Raw genomic sequence first — 20,861 nt, 5'->3', positions numbered from 1 at the left:
AATAAGTTTCTTATAGATTTACCACTGACTGGGTTTCTTCGCTCCTGCTAGTTTTACCCTTCTCATATGTTACCATACAAGTCCAAACGGCTAGCAATCTACACTACTACAAACCCGCTGCCATCTTATTAGCCTCACTAGTGCTGACACACCTCTTCTAACAAGACTTCAAACGTTCCACTACTTCCATCCCTTATTTTGATTTCCTTAGGTTTCCACTATCCAGGAATAAGAACGACCGGTTTAACAGTCAATTCATCGATCGCCACTATAGTATTTCGACTATAGGGATGTACAGTGAGCTCCTAGCTTTATTTCGCACCATACACTAGCTTACCCTGCCTACATGGATTCGTCTGCCTAACCATAGAAATCTTTTAAAGAACCCCGCCCCGGTACCACCGGGTACGACTTCACCTGACTTCATCCCTTTTGTGTGATTCAGCACAGCACTGGATGCAGGAGGATTAGGTACTTGTAGACTGACTGTTTTACAAGAACAGGACTTTCACCTGTTAACTGGAAGTAATAGTTAGAAAGAAAACCCCATATTTATTGCTTAATGCAAAACATGGGGTTTTCACTTCCACTCATTTCACTGAATGAATTAGCTTATAGAGTAACGTTTCGTTTAGTTTTATTAAGAAGCTGTAACTGTGAAAGTACCAGTTTTAACTACTTTACCTTCAGCATTTAGTACATTAACAGTGATTACTGAAGTACCAGCAGCTACGTGTGTTACTTTAACTTTATTTCCTGAATCAACTACAGCATTCACTTTAGTTGAATCAGCAGAAATAACTTCAAGAGTTTCACCTGTAGCAAGTGCAACTGTAGTATTTGAGTCTGTGTCATTAACTGCTGCTAATGTTACATTACCTAGTGCAGGTGTAATAGCTACAACTACAGCATTATTATACTTTGTAACAGCTGCATCTAAATCTGCTTTTGCATCAGTTAATTGTTTTAATGTAGCTGTCGCTGGATTAACTGCTTTTGCAGTAGTAATAGCAGTTGTTAAAGCTGCTTTAGAACCTTCAACTTTGTTACCTACTGCTTTACCTTCAGTAGCAGGAGCAGCTGCAGTTGTATCTGCAGTAGCAATTGAAGTGTTTAAAGCTGTTTTTGCAGCTTCAAGTGTTGTTGCAGCACCTTTTGAATCTAATTCCACAGAAGTTGCTTCAATTTTAGCAATGATATTACCTGCTAAATCTTCAACAAAACGTGGGTTAGTAACTTCAACTGTAGCAGCAACTAAACTTTTCTCTAGAGTTAAGATAAGAGTTTTATTAGTAGCATCTGTTGTATCTACTTCAACTTTATCTACTTTAACGTTATTACCTGATGATTTTAGACCATCTTTTACAATGAAATCTGACTCTGGTTTACCACCAGCTGTAAGTTTAACAGCTTCATTGAAAGTAATTTTAATTTGATCGTCTCTGTTTTGAACAGCAGTAATTTTTTCAGTATCAACAGTAGCTGCAATTTTGTCAACAACAGTTGGTGATACACCACCTGTGATATTTTTACCTAAAACATCAACAGTTGAAGGAGATGCTTTAACAGCTAATGTAACTGCATTACCATCTTTTTTAGCATCTTCAGCTAAATCTGTTTTTAAAGTGAATGTTACTGTTTTACCATCAGCAGAAATTTCATTATGAGCAATTTCAGAACCAGTAATAGTGAAATCACCTTGTACTAGTGATTGAATTGGGTTAGAGAATTCTACTTCTACTTTATTTTTTGCAGTAGCTTCAACTGAGTTAATAATAGTAGTTTGTTGTCTATCAACAACTAATTCTCCCTGTAATCCCTCTAAGTAATTTCCAGCTAAATCTTTAACTAGTTGTACTTTTACTTTGTAGTTAGGGTTAAGAGGTGTTGTAACTTCAGGAATTGGATTACTGAAGTTAAGAATAACTCCTTTTGAATCTTGAGTCACATTAAATGATGCAATTGTTATTTTTTTATTATCTGGACCAGTTACAGTATATTTATCAATATCAACGATTGAACCGTCTCCACTTGTAGCCATTGCTTCATTGAATGCAACATAAATTTGTTTATTGTTTAATTGAGTAACAGATACTAATTTAGGAGCAGTTACATCTTTTACAGATAAAGTTGTAGTGTATGGAAGCATTACATTTTTCAATGTAGTGTTATCAGCTACACCATTTACACTTAAAGTGTAATCAGTATTATCTTTTAAAGAACCTAGTAATGTAATTGTAACTTCTTTATCTTTTGATACATTTACAGTACTAGAAATTGGTTGTACTTTACCATCTTTATCTTTAATCACATAGTTAGCAGCTTTTTTAGCGATATCTGTATCTAATGATTTTGTGAATTTGATAGTGATTTGTTTGTTGTTAGAATCTTTAACAAATGTAGAGCTAATTACTTCTGGACGAGTTTGATCGATTACAGGAGTTACTTGAACTTTAGTATCTTTATCAATTACGTTACCAGAGTAGTCTTTTACGTTAGTAACAAATAAATCTGTTGTATAAACAAGTTTATTGTCACCAGTAAATGTGAATTCATATTTATCATCAGCAAGTTGTTTTACAGATGCAGCTTGCTTTTTAGATCCACCTTGCATCCAATAAATGTTAGAAGCAAATACTTGTTCAACTGGCTCAGAGAATTTAAGAACTACTTTCTCAAATGAAGCACTTACAACTGATACAGTTGGAGCAGTTTTATCTTCAACAACGTTGAATTTAGTGTCAGCTTTCACTGTTTTGAAGTTGTTGTAATCTTCAGTACCTTCAGCAGTTAGAGTGTGTTCTCCATCTGTTAAAGTAGAAGATAATTTAATGATAACAGTGTTTAAGTTAGTTTGAATTGAACCAACAACTACTTTACCATCAATTTGGAATTGTGAAGTTTGAGCAGCTTTTACTGGCTCGCTGAAGTGTACGCGAATAGTTTTGTTACCTAAAGCTTCTACTTTAGCTACAGTTGGCACTGTATTATCAAGTGGCTTGAATTTTAAATCTTTAGCATTGATAACTTTATCGCCAGCTTTAATGTTGTTTACAGCTAATTTATACTCAGATTGGTTCTCAAGTTTGTCAACAACAGTTAAAGTTACAGTGCTACCATCTTCAGAAACTACTGCAGTATCAACTACAGGATCGTTAGCACCAGTAAGAGAATAGTTACCTGCTTCAGCAGCTGTAGCTGGATCAACTTTACCGTCGAACTCTACTACTACTTGTTTAAGGTTAGTTGCAGATACAGATTTAACTGCAGTAGCTGTAGTTACAACATAAGTAACTTTAGCTTTGTATTCAACATCCTTAATTTTGAAAGTAACTTCTGTTTCTTTGTTAGGCTCTAAAGCTTTTTCTAAAGTAACAGTTTCTTTAGTACCGTCAGATAAAGTAACGTTTAAAGTTTTAGCGTCAACTACTTCGATTTTGTCAACTTTTGGAGTAGCATCTACGTTTTCAATAGTACGTGAGAATACCACTGCGAAGTCTTGGCGAGTAATTGGAGCATTTGGGTTTAAGTTTGTTTTACCATTTGCTTCAGAACCTTTGATAACGCCGTTTGCAACTGCGATTTCTAGGTAAGATTTAGCCCATGGTTTAACAGTAGAAGCGTCAGCGAATTCGCTTAGATCGCCTTCACCCTCTAATTCGAAAGCATCTACTAAAATTTTAGCAGCTTCAGAACGAGTTAATTGTTTGTTTGGTGCGAATTCAGTAGCACTTACACCTTCAAAAATTCCGTTTTCTACAGTTGCTGCGATAGCATCGTAGTACCAAGCATCAGCTTTAACGTCTTTGAAGTTTACATCACCTTCTGCTTCTAATTCTAGAGCATTAGTGAAGATTGTAGCAGCTTCCGCACGTGAGATAGTTTTAAGTGGGTTGAAGTTGCCGTTAGCATCCCCTTGGATTACACCAGCGTCTACTAAAGATTGTACTGCTTCTTTAGCGTAGCCAGAGATTTTGTTGAAGTCGTTTAATTGTGCAGCAGATGCTACAGGTACGATTGCTGATGCAACTAATGCAGCTGTTGCTGATGCCGCGAAGAACTTACGGCCTTTGTTTTGCTTTGCCATTAATTTATTCCTCCCTAATATTCCTAAAAATTGATATTATTCCGATGAAAACTATAGTATCACCATAATTAGTTGCCTAAATTTATGTATTATAGCTTTCTCGAATAATTCAAAACTAAAGCAAATTTTCTTAGTAAAGTTACTAGAAAAAGAGTAGTAGAATACCATTCTAGTAAGCTTATTCACTTTCTACAATAATATAACATTATCTTTTCCGAAATTCAAGCACTGGGACATAAATTTAGATATAGAAGATTTTTTTACCATGGTATTTACTAGACGGCTATTTTCTTCCAACTAATTTTACCCTCAATTGTATTGGTAACATATAGTTCCATTTCCTATTATACCTGACTCTCCATAATAACCAAGCATTTTCTGGAATGGTTACTAAATTGTCAAAAATTAAAGATTCCCGTAATATTTTAGTTATATTTGTAAAGAAACAGAAACATAGGTAGAGTTTTTTAGCGAATTCCACCTCTTTCCTTCTCTTTTTAAGAGTTTCTTCATTATTAAATGCTAGCTAACTCTATCTGTCCCTATGTTGTAATAATAGATTACCTTTTTTTGTGTTACACTTTTGGTAGTTTGATAGAACAATTATCAGCTATTGAAGGGAGCTTGAAAAATGAAACGAAAATTTCCTCTTTACGGGGCAGTGCTTGCAGGAATGCTCTATCTTGCGCCTACTACCGCTTCAGCAGAAGATATTTCGAAGCACTGGGCCTATCATGAAATGAACTATCTTATTACGAACGATTTAATGAAGGGTGACGAGTTTGGCAATTATCGTCCAAACGATGCTGTTACTCGAGCTGAATTCGCAGCATTTCTAGTCAGAACGCTTAACTTGCCAGCTGCTTCTAGTCAAGCAACCTTCTCAGATGTAAAGAAAGGCGACTGGTACTACGGAGTAATCGAGCAAGCGAGCTATCATGGTCTGATTAAAGGTGACGAGCAGGGTAAATTCAACCCGAACGCACATATTAATCGTCAGGAAATGGCGGCTATGTTAAAAAGAGCTCTCAATTATCAAAACATCCTTACATCTTCCTCCCCTATTAACTTTAGTGACAATGCTCGTATCGCCAAATGGGCCTATGCTGATGTACAAGCTGTCGTATCATCAGGGCTACTTGTAGGGAAGCCAAGTAATCAATTTGCACCGCTTGCACAAACAACTCGTGCTGAAGCAGCGACCGTTCTCTATCGTTTAATTCATTTAGAAGCACCAGAAACTGGTGGAAAGGAATATATAACGACGAATTACTCATCTGACTATTCCTCGGTGGTTAATAAACAAACTGCCAATAATCCAAAGGTCGACGGTGCTGGCATTTTTACTGCTAGCGACGCACTAGTGTCATACTATGTACACCCAAAGAGCGTTATGCAGGAAAGCCCATCTTTTTATCAATTTTTAAAATTATCCACTGTGGTCAATAATCTGAATGCCAAGGAACTAAATGACAAGGTACTTGCTAATAAAGGAAGCTTAGCAGGTATGGCTGATGCCTTTATTAAGGCGGGTGTCGATAACAATGTAAATGCTATCTATTTGGTATCACATGCTTTACATGAAACAGCTAATGGTGCCTCTGCGCTTATGAATGGAATTGAGGTAGGCTTAGATACGGGTGGAAAGCCAGTGATGGTCACTCCTGAAAATAGAGACAATTTAACCGCTATTAAGAAAACGTATAATGCTTATGGTATTGGTGCTATTGATGCAGATGCTAATAAATTTGGTGCTGAGCGTGCTTATACAAATGGGTGGTTTACCGTGCAGGATGCAATTATCGGTGGAGCTCAATTTGTCAAGGATCAGTATATTAGTAAAGGACAAGACACGTTATATAAAATGCGCTGGAACCCTGATAATCCAACCGTCCATCAATATGCTACACATGTAATGTGGGCAGTTATTCAGGCGAAAAAGATTTATGATATTTATGAATTAGTTGGTGCACATACGACAACGAATTTAGTGTTTGATGTTCCTGCTTATCAGGGTCAGCCTTCCGCTCCATCTTTACCAAGCCCTACGAAGCAATATGCTTTAGATTCCTATATAGCTGGGGCAATCGGAAAGGCTACTACTAATCTCAATATGAGAACGTATCCAAATACTGCAGATGCTGCATCCATTATGACGAATTTACCTAAAGATACATCCTTCAAAGTACTTGGAGAAAATGGTGGTTGGTTCAAAATAAGTGTAAATGGACAAGAGGGCTGGGTGTTTGATGATTATGTTCAGCTAGAAAATGGTTTACAGATTGTTAACATGAACATCACGCTCAATGTTCGAAGCGAACCGTCAACAACAGCTGCTATACTAGGTACAGTTAAACCAAACGGCTTTATTATTGGTGCAGTAGATGATAAAGGCGAATTCATAAAGAATGGTGCCTGGTATCAGGTTATCTATAATGGCAAAACCGGCTGGGTGCACGGCGATTATATTGTAAAAAAATGATTTTCTACGATCATCTAAAAAAGAGTGCGATATTGTTTCGCACTCTTTTTGTTGTCTTCATTGCAATAATATAAAACACTATATAATAGAAGAAACTCAAATCGCCCTTTTAGGATCAACACCTTTTCCTCCTAAAAATCAGTGCATTTTTTAGTTTAATTTTCTTGTATTGTGCAATGGGATTATCCTTTTTATAACGATGAATCCCCTTTTATGCAGCCTATATCAATAGGTGAACTATTATCGAAAATTTCCTGTCAATATTGCTTTTATGGTATGATAGATTGCAGTGAAAAAGGAATTACAGAAAGGTTTGAACACTATATGAGGCATGTAACGATTATGGGCGTACCCTTTTTACATATTAGTCAGCAGGGGTTTGTAGATTTACTTGTTAATCGTATTGAACAGCAAGAAAAAACTTTCGTTGTGACAGCCAATCCTGAAGTTGTCATGCAGGCAAATGAAAATCCTACTGTGAAGGGATATTTAAATCAGGCAACCTACATTTGTGCGGATGGCATCGGTGTGGTTAAGGCTGCTCAAATCCTTGGAGATTCACTTCCAGAGCGTGTGACAGGCTATGATACCATGGTGAAACTGTTGGAGGTTGGTCAACAAAAGCGCTTTAAAATTTATTTATTGGGCGCACAAAAAGAAACAATTGAAAAGACCATTGCCAATATTCATAAGAATTATCCAAATGTTGAAGTTGTCGGCTATCATGATGGCTTCTTTGATTGGAATAACAATCATATTGCCGACGATATCGCAGCATTACAACCTGATTTGGTGTTTGTTGCTTTAGGAGTACCGAGACAGGAAAAATGGATTACTGAAAATCTGGACAAGTTTTCAAAAGGAGTATTTATTGGTGTAGGTGGCTCCTTCGATGTCATCGCTGGCACCGTGAAGCGTGCACCAGTCATTTGGCAAAAGTTAAATCTTGAGTGGCTTTATCGATTACTACGCCAGCCAAGTCGTTTTATAAGAATGCTTGTTCTTCCACGTTTTGCTTTAAAGGTTTTCTCATTAAAGCTTAGAGGGCAGGGCACAGCAAAATGAGTCAATCAACATTTGTCAAAAGTACACTCGTCTTAACCATCGCGACATTACTTTCTAAGGTAATCGGAAGTATTTTCCGTATACCCCTTCAAAATATTGCTGGTGACGAAGTACTGGGTATTTTCAGTCTTGTCTATCCTGTCTATATGGTAGCTTTGTATTTATCTGTTGCGGGTATCCCTATTGCTATTTCTAAATTGATTGCGGAGGCCAACTCAAGTAAGGATACTGCCAAAATAAAGAAAATTTATGTGACCGCAAGAATCCTTGCCCTATCATTTGGCGTCATTAGTTTTACAATCATTTACGGTTTTTCAGCACAGATAGCGAATGCACTTGGTGGACCATCAACAGAAATTGCGTTAATTATTGTGGCACTGACATTACTTGTGGCCCCTTATATGGCCGTCTATCGTGGCTTTTTCCAAGGCTTTGGAGATATGCGACCTACTGCTATCTCTCAAGTAATTGAACAGTTAGTTCGAGTTGCATTAATTCTAATTGTTGCGTACTTCCTAGTTGCGATGGATTATTCAAATGATATCGTAGCTGGTGGAATTATGGCTGGTTCTGTCCTTGGGGCACTTGGTTCACTTGTTTATTTACTCTATAAATATTTCCGTTCTTCGGTAAAAGTAACGAGCAAGGATAAATATTCTAGCAAGGATTTCTCCACATATAGTAAGACTATTTTAAAGATCTCCATTCCAATTGCAATTGGTTCTGTTACAATGGCTCTTTTTAACTTTGTGGATTCATTTACAGTCACATATGGCTTGAGAAATGCAGGAGCTGACGCAAGTGAAATTAGCTTCCTTTACGGAATATATGGTCGCGGGCTGACATTAGTTCAAATTACGACTGTATTTGCGTCTTCGATTATTTTACCGCTTGTGCCACTCATTACTACTAAGATTGCAGAACGTAAAATGGATGAAACACGCAGCATTATTGAGCGAACACATCGTATGACTCATCTAATATCATGGCCGGCTGCTATTGGACTGCTAGCCTTAACCTTGCCTTTAAATCTGGCTCTTTTCAAGGACTTAGAGGGAAGCTTAATGTTAGCGATGATTAACCTTAGCTCGGTCTTTACATCTCTGACTCTTCTCGGAACTGGTGTTTTACAGGGAATGAATGCTGCTAAAACAGGCGCTCTTATTATTTTAAGTGGCGTTGTTCTGAAGGTGTTTGCGAACATCTTCTTCATTCAAGCATTTGGTCTAGATGGTGCTGCCTATGCAACTTTATTGGTGTACTTTGTGTTATTTATTGTGAATACTGTCTTTATATATCGTATGATTCGCTTTACTGTTCTTGGAAAAGATACGGTGAAAATGATTGTGTCTTCGATCGTAATGGGAGCAGCCGTTGGTTTACCAACGCTTTGGCTTGATTTTACACATTGGTCTCGTATGTGGGCAATGGGCTATCTGACTATTGCCATCATCGTTGGAGGAGCTATATACTTCCTTTTACTTTGGGTAATGAAAGCTATTCATAAGCAAGATTTAAAGAAAATCCCTGTTATCGGAAAAAGATTTTCATAAATAAGAAAGGTAGGACACTTATGTCGAAACAGAAATGGCTTTGGGGAATTATTGTTCTTTTACTCGTCGTTTCCTCCACAGGTATTATGATGAGGTGGAATGCGGAGCAATCGAATGATTCTTATGAAATTGTGATTCCCTTTGATGAAATACAAACTGCAGATAAAAACAGTGATTTAACAATGGATGAAATCCTTTCCTCCTTAAAGGAAGCTGGGCTGACAACTGTTAGTCTAGAGCCTTTAACGTTAAAGGAAATGGAAAAACAAAATTTAATTACTGTTTATAAAGAAAACGACCTAGCAGCACAATTATTATTTACACCTTATAAAGATGCTGTTGATCGTTCAAAGAGTGGTTACTATATTCGAGTACCTGAAAATGCTGACTACCAAAAACTCATCAAAAATAGCGTAGAGCCTGAAGAAGTTCAAATAGGAGAAGAAGCTTTTTATTTCCTCCCTACTTCTAACCATAACTTTGACTTAAAAACACCAATTGGCTACGATCAACCTGCTATGGATGTCATTAGTAAGCATGGATTAGGCTATGTCTTTAAAGTGGAAAATGCCGATAATGAAGTGGCTAACGATAAATTGGTGAATCAATTACTAGCTTTAAAAGATGGTTCATCAGGTCGCTTGCTTGGGCAAGGCGATGAAGCGATTGGCTTTGGACAAGAAGACGGCCATCAATTAGTAGAAAAATTAAGTGATGCTGGCTATTACTTCTATACAATTGAAAGTAATCCATTGAAGGGCGAAAGTAAAATCGCCCAAAAGACCGATTACAAGATGATTCGCTTGCATAGTATTAACATCAACAGACAAACGAAATTAAAGTTAAATGAAAGTATTGACCGTACAACAAGAGCTGTAAAAGAGCGTAATATCCGCTCTATCTTCTACCATATTAAAACAACTGGAAATGCCAAGGAAAATGTGGAGCAAACAATTGACTACTTAAATGGAGTACATGATGCAATGCCAGATCATTTCCAACCTGGCGAGCCAAAGCTGTTTGATAAGGTAGCTGTACCAGCCTGGGTTACAGCGGCTGTATTATTAGCAGGTATTTTATTTACCTTTATCGTTTCAGAATTAGTCAAATGGATGCCTCTACGCTTTGCGGCAGCTGGATTTATGACAGTATTAGCTATTGCGTACTTTATCCTGAAAAGTACTCTATTCTTACAGGCATTTGCATTAATTATTGCCGTCCTTGCACCTACCTATGCCGTAATTAAATCGGCTCAAGGTTCTACGAAAATGTCTAAAATTCTTGTGCAATACTTGAAGGCAGTAGCGATTAGCCTTATCGGGATTGTTATTGTCATTGGCCTATTAAATGGCAATGCCTTTATGACAGGCTTTGCTACGTTCAAAGGCGTGAAGTTAGTTTATCTGATTCCAATTATGGGCGTCCTTCTATTTACATTAATTGAGATCAACCGACTAGCTGATCAAAATATTAAAAAATCTTTATCAAATACCGTAACATTGTTAAACAAAGAATTAAAATATTGGCATGTGCTTCTACTAATTGTCGTGGCGGGTATTGGTTTATTCTACATTAGCCGAACTGGTAACTCTGGCTCAGTTAGCGATTTAGAATTAGCGTTTAGACAATGGCTAGAAAATACCTTATATGTACGACCAAGAACGAAGGAATTCTTAATTGGTTTCCCATTCTTTGTTTTAGCATTATACGTAATGGGCATTAATCGCAAATGGGGTAGTATCTTACTCGTTCCAGGTGTGATCGGATTCTTATCAATCGTTAATACCTTTACACATTTACACATCCCAGTAGCTGTTTCTGTATTGCGTACCCTATACAGTGTGTCTCTTGGTTTTATTATAGGACTGGTCTTTATCCTAATTTTCAAAGTAGGTTATCGTTGGGTTTCTAAGGCAATCGCGAGGTGGTCATAATGCACATTGTTTTATCTGGCTATTATGGTTTCGATAATGTCGGCGATGATGCTATTCTGCTGTCCATTATTCAAGGTTTGAAGAAATGGCAACATGATATAGAAATCACTGTATTGTCGAATAACCCTTCTGCTACAGAGCAAACATATGGCGTGAAAGCCGTGAATCGTTGGAAAATGAAAGAAATCCACCAATTGCTTAAAACAGCTGATGGACTCATTAGTGGCGGCGGCAGTTTAATGCAGGATCAAACAGGCATGAAAACTATTCCTTACTATGCGGGCGTTATTCAAATTGCAAAATGGCTGAAAAAGCCAGTATTTGTTTACGCCCAAGGTATGGGCCCAATCAACCACACTCTTAGTAAATTTATCGTTCGTAAAACCTTTAACAAGGTCGATCAAATTACCATTAGAGATAAAGCTTCTCAAACTCTTTTAACAGAAATTGGTGTACGCAAAGAGGCTAAAATCGTGCCGGATCCTGTGATGGGGCTAAACGGTGGCGACTTTCATTGTGAATGGTTAGACCATGAATCTCTAACAGCCGAAAGCTATATATCAGTTAGTGTTCGTGACTGGCCATCTACAATAGCGTATAAAGAAAAAATTGCACATAGCCTAGACCAATTAGTGCGTCAGGGTGAGCAAATTGTTTTCTTACCCATGCATGGTGAGCATGATTTAAAAACTTCTCAGGAAGTGGCAGCACTCATGCAGGAAAAAAGCTTAATTGCTCCTTCCGATTTATCCATTGAGGAAAAAATCGCGGTTATTGGACAATCTCAATTATTAATTGGGATGCGATTACATTCCCTAATCTTTTCTGCCATTTATGCTACACCCTTTATCGCCATTTCGTATGATCCGAAAATTGATGCATTTGCTGATATTGTTGATCAACCGGTAATTGGGCATGTCGAGAAGGATGATTGGAACGGTGTCACATTGTTCGAACGAGCTATCGCCATTCTAGAATCGTATACGACCGTTCAAGAAAATATGCGTCAGGCTGTGCTGCCATTACAGCACGAAGCTACGGCAACAGCTAAATTAGCGATTGAGACTTTTTCTAAATAAACATTAAAAATGATGAATTTCAATATTAATTGAAATTCATCATTTTTTTCCGACTTCTAATAATTTTAAAACGGACTGTGCCTGCTGCATATGCATCGCCAAAACATATTGACTGGCCTGCATTAAAATCTGGGCTTTTACCATATTCATCATCTCTTTTGCAATATCAGCGTCTCGAATTCGCGACTCTGCTGCTTGTAAATTTTCTGCAGTGTTCACATTGGCATTATAGGCATGTTCCAAACGGTTTTGATAGGCACCAAGACGAGAACGTTCATTGGATACTCGTTTTAAAGCGTCTTCCATAGAAGAAATAGCCTTATCTGCCTCATCCCTCGTAGCAATCGAAACATCTTTCAAACCGAGTGCTTCTGAACCGACGCCATTGATCAACAGTTCAATGCTCTGCCCTGCATTGGCACCTGCCTGAATTTTAATCCCATTTGTTTCATAATCGCCATTCAGTAATGTTTTTGTATTAAATTCAGTATCGGTTGATATACGCTGAATTTCCTTCTTCAGCTCTTGGAACTCCAAATCCAGTTGTTTCCGATCCTCATCCGTTAATGTATCATTAGCTGCCTCCACTGCCAGTTCTCGCATACGCTGAATCATCGCATGTGTCTCATTTAATGCACCCTCTGCTGTCTGCACTAATGAGATGCCATCCTGAATATTCTTTGCCCCCATATTCAATCCGCGAATTTGAGCACGCATTTTTTCAGAAATGGCAAGACCCGCTGGATCATCTGCTGCACTATTAATTCGGTAACCTGTAGAAATACGTAGCATTGCTTTACTCATAGCACCATAATGTCGATTCATATTATTCAAAATCGACATACCCGTAGCCGACCAATTACCTAGCATTTACTCACCACCTTCTGTCACTTATATCGGTCTATCCTCCATTTTTTTAATATTTGGTTTAGGAATAGTTTCCAATATATCAGGATTTATTAACTATTTGTAGAAAAGTTATTTCTCCCCCTATACTTTTGACCTATCCGGGATAATAAAAGCACCCCTTTTTCTAGTAAGAAAAGTGGGTGCTTAATGGGCATACCATCTATTCAATTTTGAAACCTCCAAGTTGATGGTTCTTTTGCTGTAATAGATTAAAAAAGAGTAATTTATTGTTCTCTAATAATGCTTGATCGATTAAGTTATCTAGATTTTTATTTTCAATCTCTGCAATAAGTTGATCAATTTCGCCTACAGTCACAGTCGAAACAAGCGGAAGTTGTTGCTTCGGTGTTGCGCTTTCAAGTATAGGTGCCAGATGATCATGGACATTCGTAATAAGGAGTAGCTGATAAAGTGGTAATCGAATAAATCGATTGCCCTTTTGGAAAACAAACACCTCAGATAAATTTTCAATTTGCTGTGTCTTCATGTTGATAATCATCTCTTTACCTTCTATGGGAATGAAATGGAAAATCTCATTCTCTTTTAAAATAGAGAAATATTGATAAGCAAATACGAGACGTAATTTGTCTCCAGTAATCTTTGTATAAAACGGCTTCATGTATTGAACTTGCATCATCCTTCATCCCTCCCGATTATCTGATTATTCAGATTTTAACATAAATCAAAAGTCTTGTTAACTATCTTTGAATCAATTTCTTTCTTTCTGATCATTCAGCTTATCATTGCCGCATTTTAATCGTATAATGGAAGGACAGTCTTTTTTCCTTTACTACAATTAATCCATATTAAACATAGCCATATATGAAGAAAGGAGTGAGGTGATGGCATTGTCAATATCGCAATTGGCTAAAGAACATCAAGAATTCGTGTTAACTAAATTAAAAGAAGCTGAACATGATTTACATCCTTCCTCTACGGAAGATGAAGAACTAGTCCGTCGTGCTGTCTTTTCGGTTAGAAATAAGTCCATTATTTTTGACCGTTTTAATGGAGCCAGTTCTATATTATATGCAACTGTCCAGGATGTCAGACCCGCTTCTGTTGAAATTGATTTCGCCAAGGAAGAGCTACGCTGTAGCTGTCCTCAGCAAAAATGGTGTCGACATCAGGTAGGTACTTTACTTGCTCTCTACCAGTACTTTGATTCAGTTCAAAATTGGTCGAGTGCTTGGCGTGCTCAAAAATCTGTCCAGTTAAAATCATTAGCTGATGAACGTAGCCCACAAAGTTGGTCCATGATGGTTGAGGAAGTAATGAAACGATTATTGCCACCAGGTCGCGTTTTAGAAGGCTATGGCCTTTCTGCTATAAGGACTGATGCCTTGGAGCGTCTTCGTCGACATATGCCCTTTGAGCGTGAATGGCAACCTCTTTATAAACTGTATATGGAGTTAGCTATTTTCAATACAATTTGGCGACATTTAAATGAAACACCTGGTCATTCATTGGATTCACCTTATATGAAATACTTTATTGATCAAAGCAGTCAATCTTTTGAAACCATACTTACAGAGCTGACTAATCGGTCTCGACTTTTCGCGACTGACCCGTTTTATGATGCTCTTCAAGAGGAAGTACGGACGTTTTTATTAGAACGACATGGATTATTTCAAAATCGACTTCGCCTGTACATGCTACTTTGGGCGGTGCTTTTTTATGAAAAGCCTCGACGTGAGCAGGAATTAGATTATATAAATAATCTTGAAAACCCTTCAGCAGAAATATCCTTAGAATCATTAAGGTTATTATTTTATGTACTCTTACAAAAAGAGGACTTACTGCTTGAAAATTTGAAACATATTAAATTGCAACATATCCAAGATCTATTTGAACTCGCTACTTTTGCTCAACGTGCTGGCGAATCACATGCGATGGCTATTATTTTACGAGCAATACTGCCAATGACAGAGGCCTTTTTACAGGAAGTCGTACCAGTTGTACAACGGGCTCAGTATGTTCGTCAATTTCAGCTTTTATTTGATGAAATACAGCTTACCGAGGAAGAGGAAGCTATTCTATACAGCGCCTTTGGAGTTTACGGCCTTCAACCATTCTCTTCGTTCTTAATTAAAAAAGGACGTTATCGAGATTGGGCAGCTCTTCATCAATTAAATCCTTCTTCACTATCTTATTTAGAGATGTGTGGATTAAAGGATGTGTTACAAGTTGAACCAGCTACGGTTTTACCTTTATATCATGTATATGCAATGGCGGAAATTGCCCAAAAATCACGCATGAATTATAAACAGGCGGTGCGCATTTGGAAAAGTATGCGTAGTGCCGCAAAACGCGCTGGTAAAATGCCTTATTTTGAAACGTATATACAAACAATTCGTTCAGAATATAAGCGACTCCGTGCGTTACAGGAAGAAATCGAGAAAGGAAACTTAGTATGATGACAATAAATACCAATGCTCCTTCCCCTTTTTCTAAAACTCAACAGCTTCGTATTGATGTAGCTCGGGAAGGATATTTTACGTTGCGGGGCTATACTGCAAATGGTACAACAATCGACGTAGAAACATTCAAATCTTCATTGTTCTTTACGTATGAGGCAAATATCTACGGCTTACTAACCAACCAGGCTGATTTAACAATTGAGGTGTCCACTGCTGAGCTTCTTGATATTTTTTCAACAAGCTATCAACATCCCTTTATCAGCTGGGTTGGTGTAAATGAAGATAGTAAAGAATGGCTAGGTAAAGTATTGGCGTTACAAGATTATTGGCAGGAGCCCTCTCTTTGGTCACATGCTGTCATTGCAGAGGATTTTTCTTCACTATCCTTTCCTATAGATGATATAGATTCTGCATTATTAGAAATGGCGGTGCAGCAAAAGCTTTCACAAGTAGGCCTAATACTTTCTGATTTACCAAAGCTATTGCCCTTTTTCTTGCGAGGTGGCTGGCCATTAGATCAAGCTCGCCAAATTGGTGCCATTACAGTCTCTTTACGATTAAGTGAACCAGAAGAAGATTCAGATGTTTGGCTATTAGAAACGGTCCTTAGTACCCCTACTACAAAAAATTACTGGACACCTGCCATTCGTAAGCAGTCATTACTTATCGAAGATGCTCTACCTACAAAATGGCGAATGTTTGCAACTGAGATTGAGCAGCAACAACAACAAATAGTCGATCTACTATCTAAAGATGCGATCAGTAGCGAAACCTTTATTCGTATGACACTTGAAGACATGGAGGTACGATCTTTTTTACGTGAGGATCTTGCCAGATTACAGGCACTTGGCTTTGATGTGGTACTTCCTGCCTGGCTAAAGGATTTAAAACAATCCAAATTCCGTGTCCGTGTCACAACTAGTAATGCATCCACAAAAAAAGTCGCTGGATTAGATGATATTTTAACGTTCAAGTGGCAATTTTCGATGAATGGACAGATGATTTCACCTGAGCAATTTAAAAAGTTGGTGGAAGAAAAGCGTGAATTTATTCGAATAGGAACAGAATGGTTCCGTGTTGACGCTAACTGGATGCAAGAAATGCGTGCTCTAATGCAGCAGGCAGAAGATGAGAGCTGGACTGTCCGAGAATTATTATTCAGAGAATTGCCCGAAGATTTATCTGCACCTCTTGAAGAAGAGGATGCTGACGATGCGCTTAGGGATGATCCTATCTTTGCATTGGAGATACAACAATCGTTAAAGGCTTATATGGAACAACTCTTAGATAAAAAGGGTTTACCTACTGTGCCAATTCCAGAGTCATTACAAACAGAATTACGTCCTTATCAAATTGAAGGCTTTGAATGGCTAGTCTTTATGCGTCAGCAAGGTTTCGGTGCGTGCCTAGCCGATGATATGGGTCTTGGTAAAACGGTACAGATGATAGCCTATTTACTTCATATATATGAAGCAGTAGCTGATTATACAAAACCATCCATTATTATTTGCCCAACCTCAGTGCTTGGTAACTGGCAGAAGGAGCTTGCTCGATTCGCTCCTTCACTAATTGTCCATACTCATTACCAAACTAACCGTGCAAAAGATGATGATTTCAAAAAAATGATATCGATTGATAAGCCACATGTCATTTTATCAACCTATGGTACTGTGTCACAGGATACTGAATTTTTACAGGATATTGATTGGGCAACTGTTGTATTAGATGAAGCTCAAAATATTAAAAACATGCAGACCTTACAATCAAAAGCCATTCGTAAATTACTGGGTGATCATCACATTGCCCTGACTGGCACGCCTGTAGAAAACCGTCTATCTGAGCTTTGGGCTATCTTTGATTTTATTCATAAAGGCTATTTAGGCAGCTTTGGTCGCTTTAATGAAGAATTTATATTGCCCATTGAACGAGATGAATCTGAATCCCATAAACAAAAGCTACGTACGAAAATTCAACCGTTCTTATTACGTAGGACAAAACGTGATCCGCATTTGCAGCTGAACTTGCCAGATAAGCTAGAATCAAATGAGTATTGCCCATTAACAGCCGAGCAAGCTTCTCTTTATGAAGGTTATATTTTAGAGACGCTTGATCAGCTAGAAGAGTTAACAGGCTTTCAAAAAAAGGGACGCGTCTTAAAAATGCTCAGTAAATTAAAGCAACTATGTAATCATCCTGCCCTATATTTAAAGGAACCTTTCGAGGATGCCGAAACAATGCTTGCACGTTCGGCAAAGCTAGAGCGCATTGTGCAAATGGCGGCTGAAATTGTGGACAATGGCGAGCAATGTCTGATTTTTACACAGTATATTGGAATGGGACAATTGCTACAGCATTGCTTAAGTGAATTATACAATGTAGATGCACCTTTTTTAACCGGTGCCATGCCTAAGCAGCAACGAGACCGCTTAGTAGAGGCGTTTCAGGCAGGAGATTTCCCGATATTTATTCTCTCCTTAAAAGCAGGTGGAACAGGACTTAATTTAACAGCTGCTAATCATGTCTTACATGCAGATCGCTGGTGGAATCCCGCTGTCGAAAATCAAGCAACCGATCGTGCTTATCGCATCGGGCAAACACAATTTGTGCAAGTCCATAAATTTGTAACACTTGGCACAATTGAAGAAAAGATAGATAAAATGCTAGCGCAAAAATCAGCACTATCAGAAGAACTTATTCAATCAAGCCAGTGGTTGACTGAATTAGAGGATCAAGAACTTCGTGACCTCATTTCATTAGATATATATTAATGACAAGCGCCAAGGGCAAAAGTTCTTGGCGCTTTTCAGTGGAACCATGTTTACTTCTCTTCTCTTCCCTACTTACTTCATAAACATATTCAGTTGTGTTAAAAATTTCATTGCTGTGCGGTCTACAGCAACTCTTCAGTAAATGTTAGTCCACATCATTCCTTTCTGTTACAACGGTGCAAGAAGATTAAGGAGAATGGCGGATCAGACAATAATTTTTCCTGCGCCGTATGTAGCATGCTATGGTAATACAAAGTCTTTTAAGTCTTCCTGTTCATTCGGAGGAGGTGGCGTCACAATAGAAGCTTCGTCACTGTCCCTTTGTTTAAGCTGATAAAATCGAACATCTTCGACCACTACCTCTGTCATAAAAATTTTAGTGTTTTCTTCATTTACAAATGACCTTGTTTGAATACGGCCGTTTGCACCAATTAATGAGCCTTTCCCGCAATACTTGACAATATGTTCTGCAAGCCTTCCCCAAACTGTACAGAATATGAAATCTGTATCTACTTCCCCATGACTATTTTTGAAATTGCGATTAATGGCAAGTGAAAAATGAGTCTGCACACGATTTCCAGATAAGTAGCGTAATACCGGATCTTTCGTAAACCTTCCGACCAGTCCGACTTGATTCATTCATTCACCTCCTTTGCTTTGGATTGCTCTCATCTTACAAAACGACTCCAATATTAGCAAAATCAGAAAGTGATAATTTGCATCAATTCTTCAGCATAAAATAGGTAAATAACCTGTTTTATTTTTCTTTTATTTCTTATTTTTTCACCAGAATGCTTTAGGCAGTAATGGCAAATGCTATTTCATGAAATCAGTAATTTCGCATTTATTGAAATTAACGAGCAGGTGCGTATGACCAACAACCGTAGCCGTATGTGTTATACTAAAAGAATGACAGACTTAGGAGGAATATACATAATGAAAACATTTAAAATGCTTTCCTTTGACCTTGTCACAAAAGATGGCGTGCAACCATTCCCTTTAGTCGATGGCATTATTATTAATCAGGAAAATAGCCATCAGTCTTGGGTACTCGAATTGTTTATGGAAAAACAATATCGCTCAACCTTTGATGAGCTCTTAGCGAATGCTACTATTTTTAATGTACGTGCCGTTATTTCATTTCCCGATAATGAACCCGCTCCTTTCCAGGTAATCGTACATACTGTTCAAGAAATCGGTGACCATGTATCCGTACTTTTAAAAGGTACACTCAAGATAAAACGCTCTAAATATGCTGAACAATTGCTTTCTGAACTACTAGCTGAAGGTGTTTCTTTAGAACATTTACTGGAACGCTTTACAAAAGATATGAAACAGCGACCAAAATTAAAGAATGACTGACGATGCAAAATTTTTGCATCGTTTTTTATAAGAAACAATTGCAATATCTTGGAGATTTTTCTGTTAGATGAGGGCTTGTAGACACCAGTCTTTAGTGAGCAAGATCATGAATAGCGTAAAATATTATATTTCTATAGTTACTCCGCTTCCCTGACTCATAAAAAAAGAGTGTTTTCCATGTAGGAAACACTCTTTTGATATTATCGGTTGTTCATACCGTCACGATACTTCTCAGTGTCGTTGGCTTTTTCATCCACCATGTTGTCATTACGCTCAACACCGTTTACGCCATTCGCATTTGGTACGTTGTCATAGCCATTTGTGCCGTTAATATCAGCATTTGAACCAGGTGTTGTTGCTTCAGGTAATGTTGTATTTTCATTTACAGTACCTCGTTCAACACCATTTACATTTCGATCGTATGCATCGTCTCGTCTATTCGGATCTAATGCATCCTCGACACGATCAACACCATTACGAACATCAGTCTCTGCGTTTCTCATAGGATGATCTTCAACTGCTTTATTTCCCCAGTTACATCCTCCAAGGAATACAGTAGCAAGAATAATGGTTAAAAATGACATTTTCCACATAGCAAAAAACCTCCTTTCTTGGTACTATGTCATCAAATACATCATGTGTATTTGTGATCTAACATAGATTGCCCGAGAAAGGAGGGAACTATCCGATTTTTGATCAAACTATTTTTGTTTTTCTTTTAATAACTGTTCAATATATGCTGCTTCTGCTTTACAGTCATAGCTATAGTCTGTGCCTAGCTCTTTTTGCAATGCCTCGATTGTTTCAACTTGCTGTGCTGTTGGTTCTTCATTTAAAATTTTGGCAATGACCTCATCAATTTTTTGTGCCATCTCTTCATGAAACTCTGCACTCATCAATATTTCGGCTGGAATTTTTTCGATCCATGCTGCATTCTCTTGGAAATAAGTCTGCCAGCTTGCAATGAAGTCTTCCATAGAAAAGCGCTCTTCATCCCAACCAATACTTGCTAAGTATGTTTCAAAAGATGTTGAAATAGAACGAGTAATGCTAATTTTAATACCTGAAGACAATTCCTTATACATCTTAATAATCCTCCTACGTTTGTAAAACCTAAAAATTACATCTATTTCAATTCACAATCGCTTAATCGCCATCGCAATTTAAGAACCTACTAGTCTCAATTTTTTTGACTTGACTTT

Annotated in this window: 14 protein-coding genes; 8 read left to right on the top strand and 6 right to left on the bottom strand. The window is 37.7% G+C overall.

What is annotated here, in order from left to right; translation table 11 throughout:
- Nucleotides 1-640: 640 nt before the first annotated feature.
- A complete protein-coding gene (locus tag MKY80_RS02890; RefSeq protein WP_342531890.1) occupies nt 641-4,087 on the bottom strand; it encodes an S-layer homology domain-containing protein in 3,447 nt (1,148 codons plus the stop codon).
- Nucleotides 4,088-4,718: 631 nt separating this feature from the next.
- Here MKY80_RS02890 and MKY80_RS02885 point away from each other — a divergent pair.
- The 5 genes from MKY80_RS02885 (at nt 4,719) to csaB (ending at nt 12,200) form a co-directional block, all read left to right on the top strand.
- Nucleotides 4,719-6,569, top strand: coding sequence for an S-layer homology domain-containing protein (locus MKY80_RS02885; protein WP_089986963.1), 1,851 nt, complete (start codon nt 4,719-4,721; stop codon nt 6,567-6,569).
- A gap of 324 nt (nt 6,570-6,893) precedes the next feature.
- A complete protein-coding gene (locus tag MKY80_RS02880; RefSeq protein WP_036127576.1) occupies nt 6,894-7,634 on the top strand; it encodes a WecB/TagA/CpsF family glycosyltransferase in 741 nt (246 codons plus the stop codon).
- The gene (locus tag MKY80_RS02875; RefSeq protein WP_008181376.1) at nt 7,631-9,187 is read left to right on the top strand and encodes a polysaccharide biosynthesis protein; all 1,557 of its coding nucleotides are present in this window, start codon (nt 7,631-7,633) and stop codon (nt 9,185-9,187) included. The genes MKY80_RS02880 and MKY80_RS02875 overlap by 4 nt, the downstream gene beginning before the upstream one ends.
- A gap of 20 nt (nt 9,188-9,207) precedes the next feature.
- Nucleotides 9,208-11,121, top strand: coding sequence for a DUF5693 family protein (locus tag MKY80_RS02870; RefSeq protein WP_107921613.1), 1,914 nt, complete (start codon nt 9,208-9,210; stop codon nt 11,119-11,121).
- The gene (gene csaB, locus MKY80_RS02865) at nt 11,121-12,200 is read left to right on the top strand and encodes a polysaccharide pyruvyl transferase CsaB (protein ID WP_107921614.1); all 1,080 of its coding nucleotides are present in this window, start codon (nt 11,121-11,123) and stop codon (nt 12,198-12,200) included. Before MKY80_RS02870 ends, csaB begins: the two co-directional genes overlap by 1 nt.
- Nucleotides 12,201-12,239: 39 nt before the next feature.
- Here csaB and MKY80_RS02860 read toward each other — a convergent pair whose 3' ends face one another.
- Together MKY80_RS02860 and MKY80_RS02855 are read right to left on the bottom strand one after the other, a co-directional pair.
- Nucleotides 12,240-13,070, bottom strand: coding sequence for a flagellin (locus MKY80_RS02860; protein ID WP_008181370.1), 831 nt, complete (start codon nt 13,068-13,070; stop codon nt 12,240-12,242).
- A gap of 199 nt (nt 13,071-13,269) precedes the next feature.
- Complete coding sequence (locus tag MKY80_RS02855) at nt 13,270-13,746, bottom strand: hypothetical protein (RefSeq protein ID WP_008181368.1); 477 nt, start codon at nt 13,744-13,746, stop codon at nt 13,270-13,272.
- Nucleotides 13,747-13,951: 205 nt separating this feature from the next.
- Between MKY80_RS02855 and MKY80_RS02850 the strand changes: the two genes are divergently transcribed.
- Together MKY80_RS02850 and MKY80_RS02845 are read left to right on the top strand one after the other, a co-directional pair.
- Entirely contained in the window at nt 13,952-15,526 is a 1,575-nt protein-coding gene (locus tag MKY80_RS02850) for a hypothetical protein (protein ID WP_107921615.1), read from the top strand.
- Nucleotides 15,523-18,297, top strand: a complete 2,775-nt coding sequence (locus MKY80_RS02845) for a DEAD/DEAH box helicase (protein WP_107921616.1) — start codon at nt 15,523-15,525, stop codon at nt 18,295-18,297. Before MKY80_RS02850 ends, MKY80_RS02845 begins: the two co-directional genes overlap by 4 nt.
- A 240-nt stretch (nt 18,298-18,537) precedes the next feature.
- Here the strand turns inward: MKY80_RS02845 and ssb are convergent, their stop codons facing one another.
- Entirely contained in the window at nt 18,538-18,936 is a 399-nt protein-coding gene (gene ssb, locus MKY80_RS02840; RefSeq protein WP_008181361.1) for a single-stranded DNA-binding protein, read from the bottom strand.
- 297 nt (nt 18,937-19,233) lie between these two features.
- Here ssb and MKY80_RS02835 point away from each other — a divergent pair, with 297 nt between their 5' ends.
- Nucleotides 19,234-19,659, top strand: coding sequence for a YwpF family protein (locus MKY80_RS02835; protein ID WP_025114753.1), 426 nt, complete (start codon nt 19,234-19,236; stop codon nt 19,657-19,659).
- A gap of 200 nt (nt 19,660-19,859) precedes the next feature.
- On the opposite strand, the gene MKY80_RS02830 is transcribed toward MKY80_RS02835, so the two are convergent.
- Together MKY80_RS02830 and MKY80_RS02825 are read right to left on the bottom strand one after the other, a co-directional pair.
- Nucleotides 19,860-20,252, bottom strand: coding sequence for a hypothetical protein (locus MKY80_RS02830; protein ID WP_342531882.1), 393 nt, complete (start codon nt 20,250-20,252; stop codon nt 19,860-19,862).
- A gap of 108 nt (nt 20,253-20,360) precedes the next feature.
- Nucleotides 20,361-20,744 carry a hypothetical protein gene (locus tag MKY80_RS02825; protein WP_008181355.1) on the bottom strand — a complete coding sequence of 128 codons (384 nt, stop codon included), beginning with the start codon at nt 20,742-20,744 and terminating at the stop codon, nt 20,361-20,363.
- Nucleotides 20,745-20,861: the final 117 nt, after the last annotated feature.

This window comes from Lysinibacillus sp. FSL R5-0849 (genome assembly GCF_038595075.1).
GTDB classification, from domain to species: Bacteria; Bacillota; Bacilli; order Bacillales_A; family Planococcaceae; genus Lysinibacillus; species Lysinibacillus fusiformis.
Note: the sequence above shows the minus strand (reverse complement) of the source record. Positions and strands in the feature narration are given on the sequence as shown.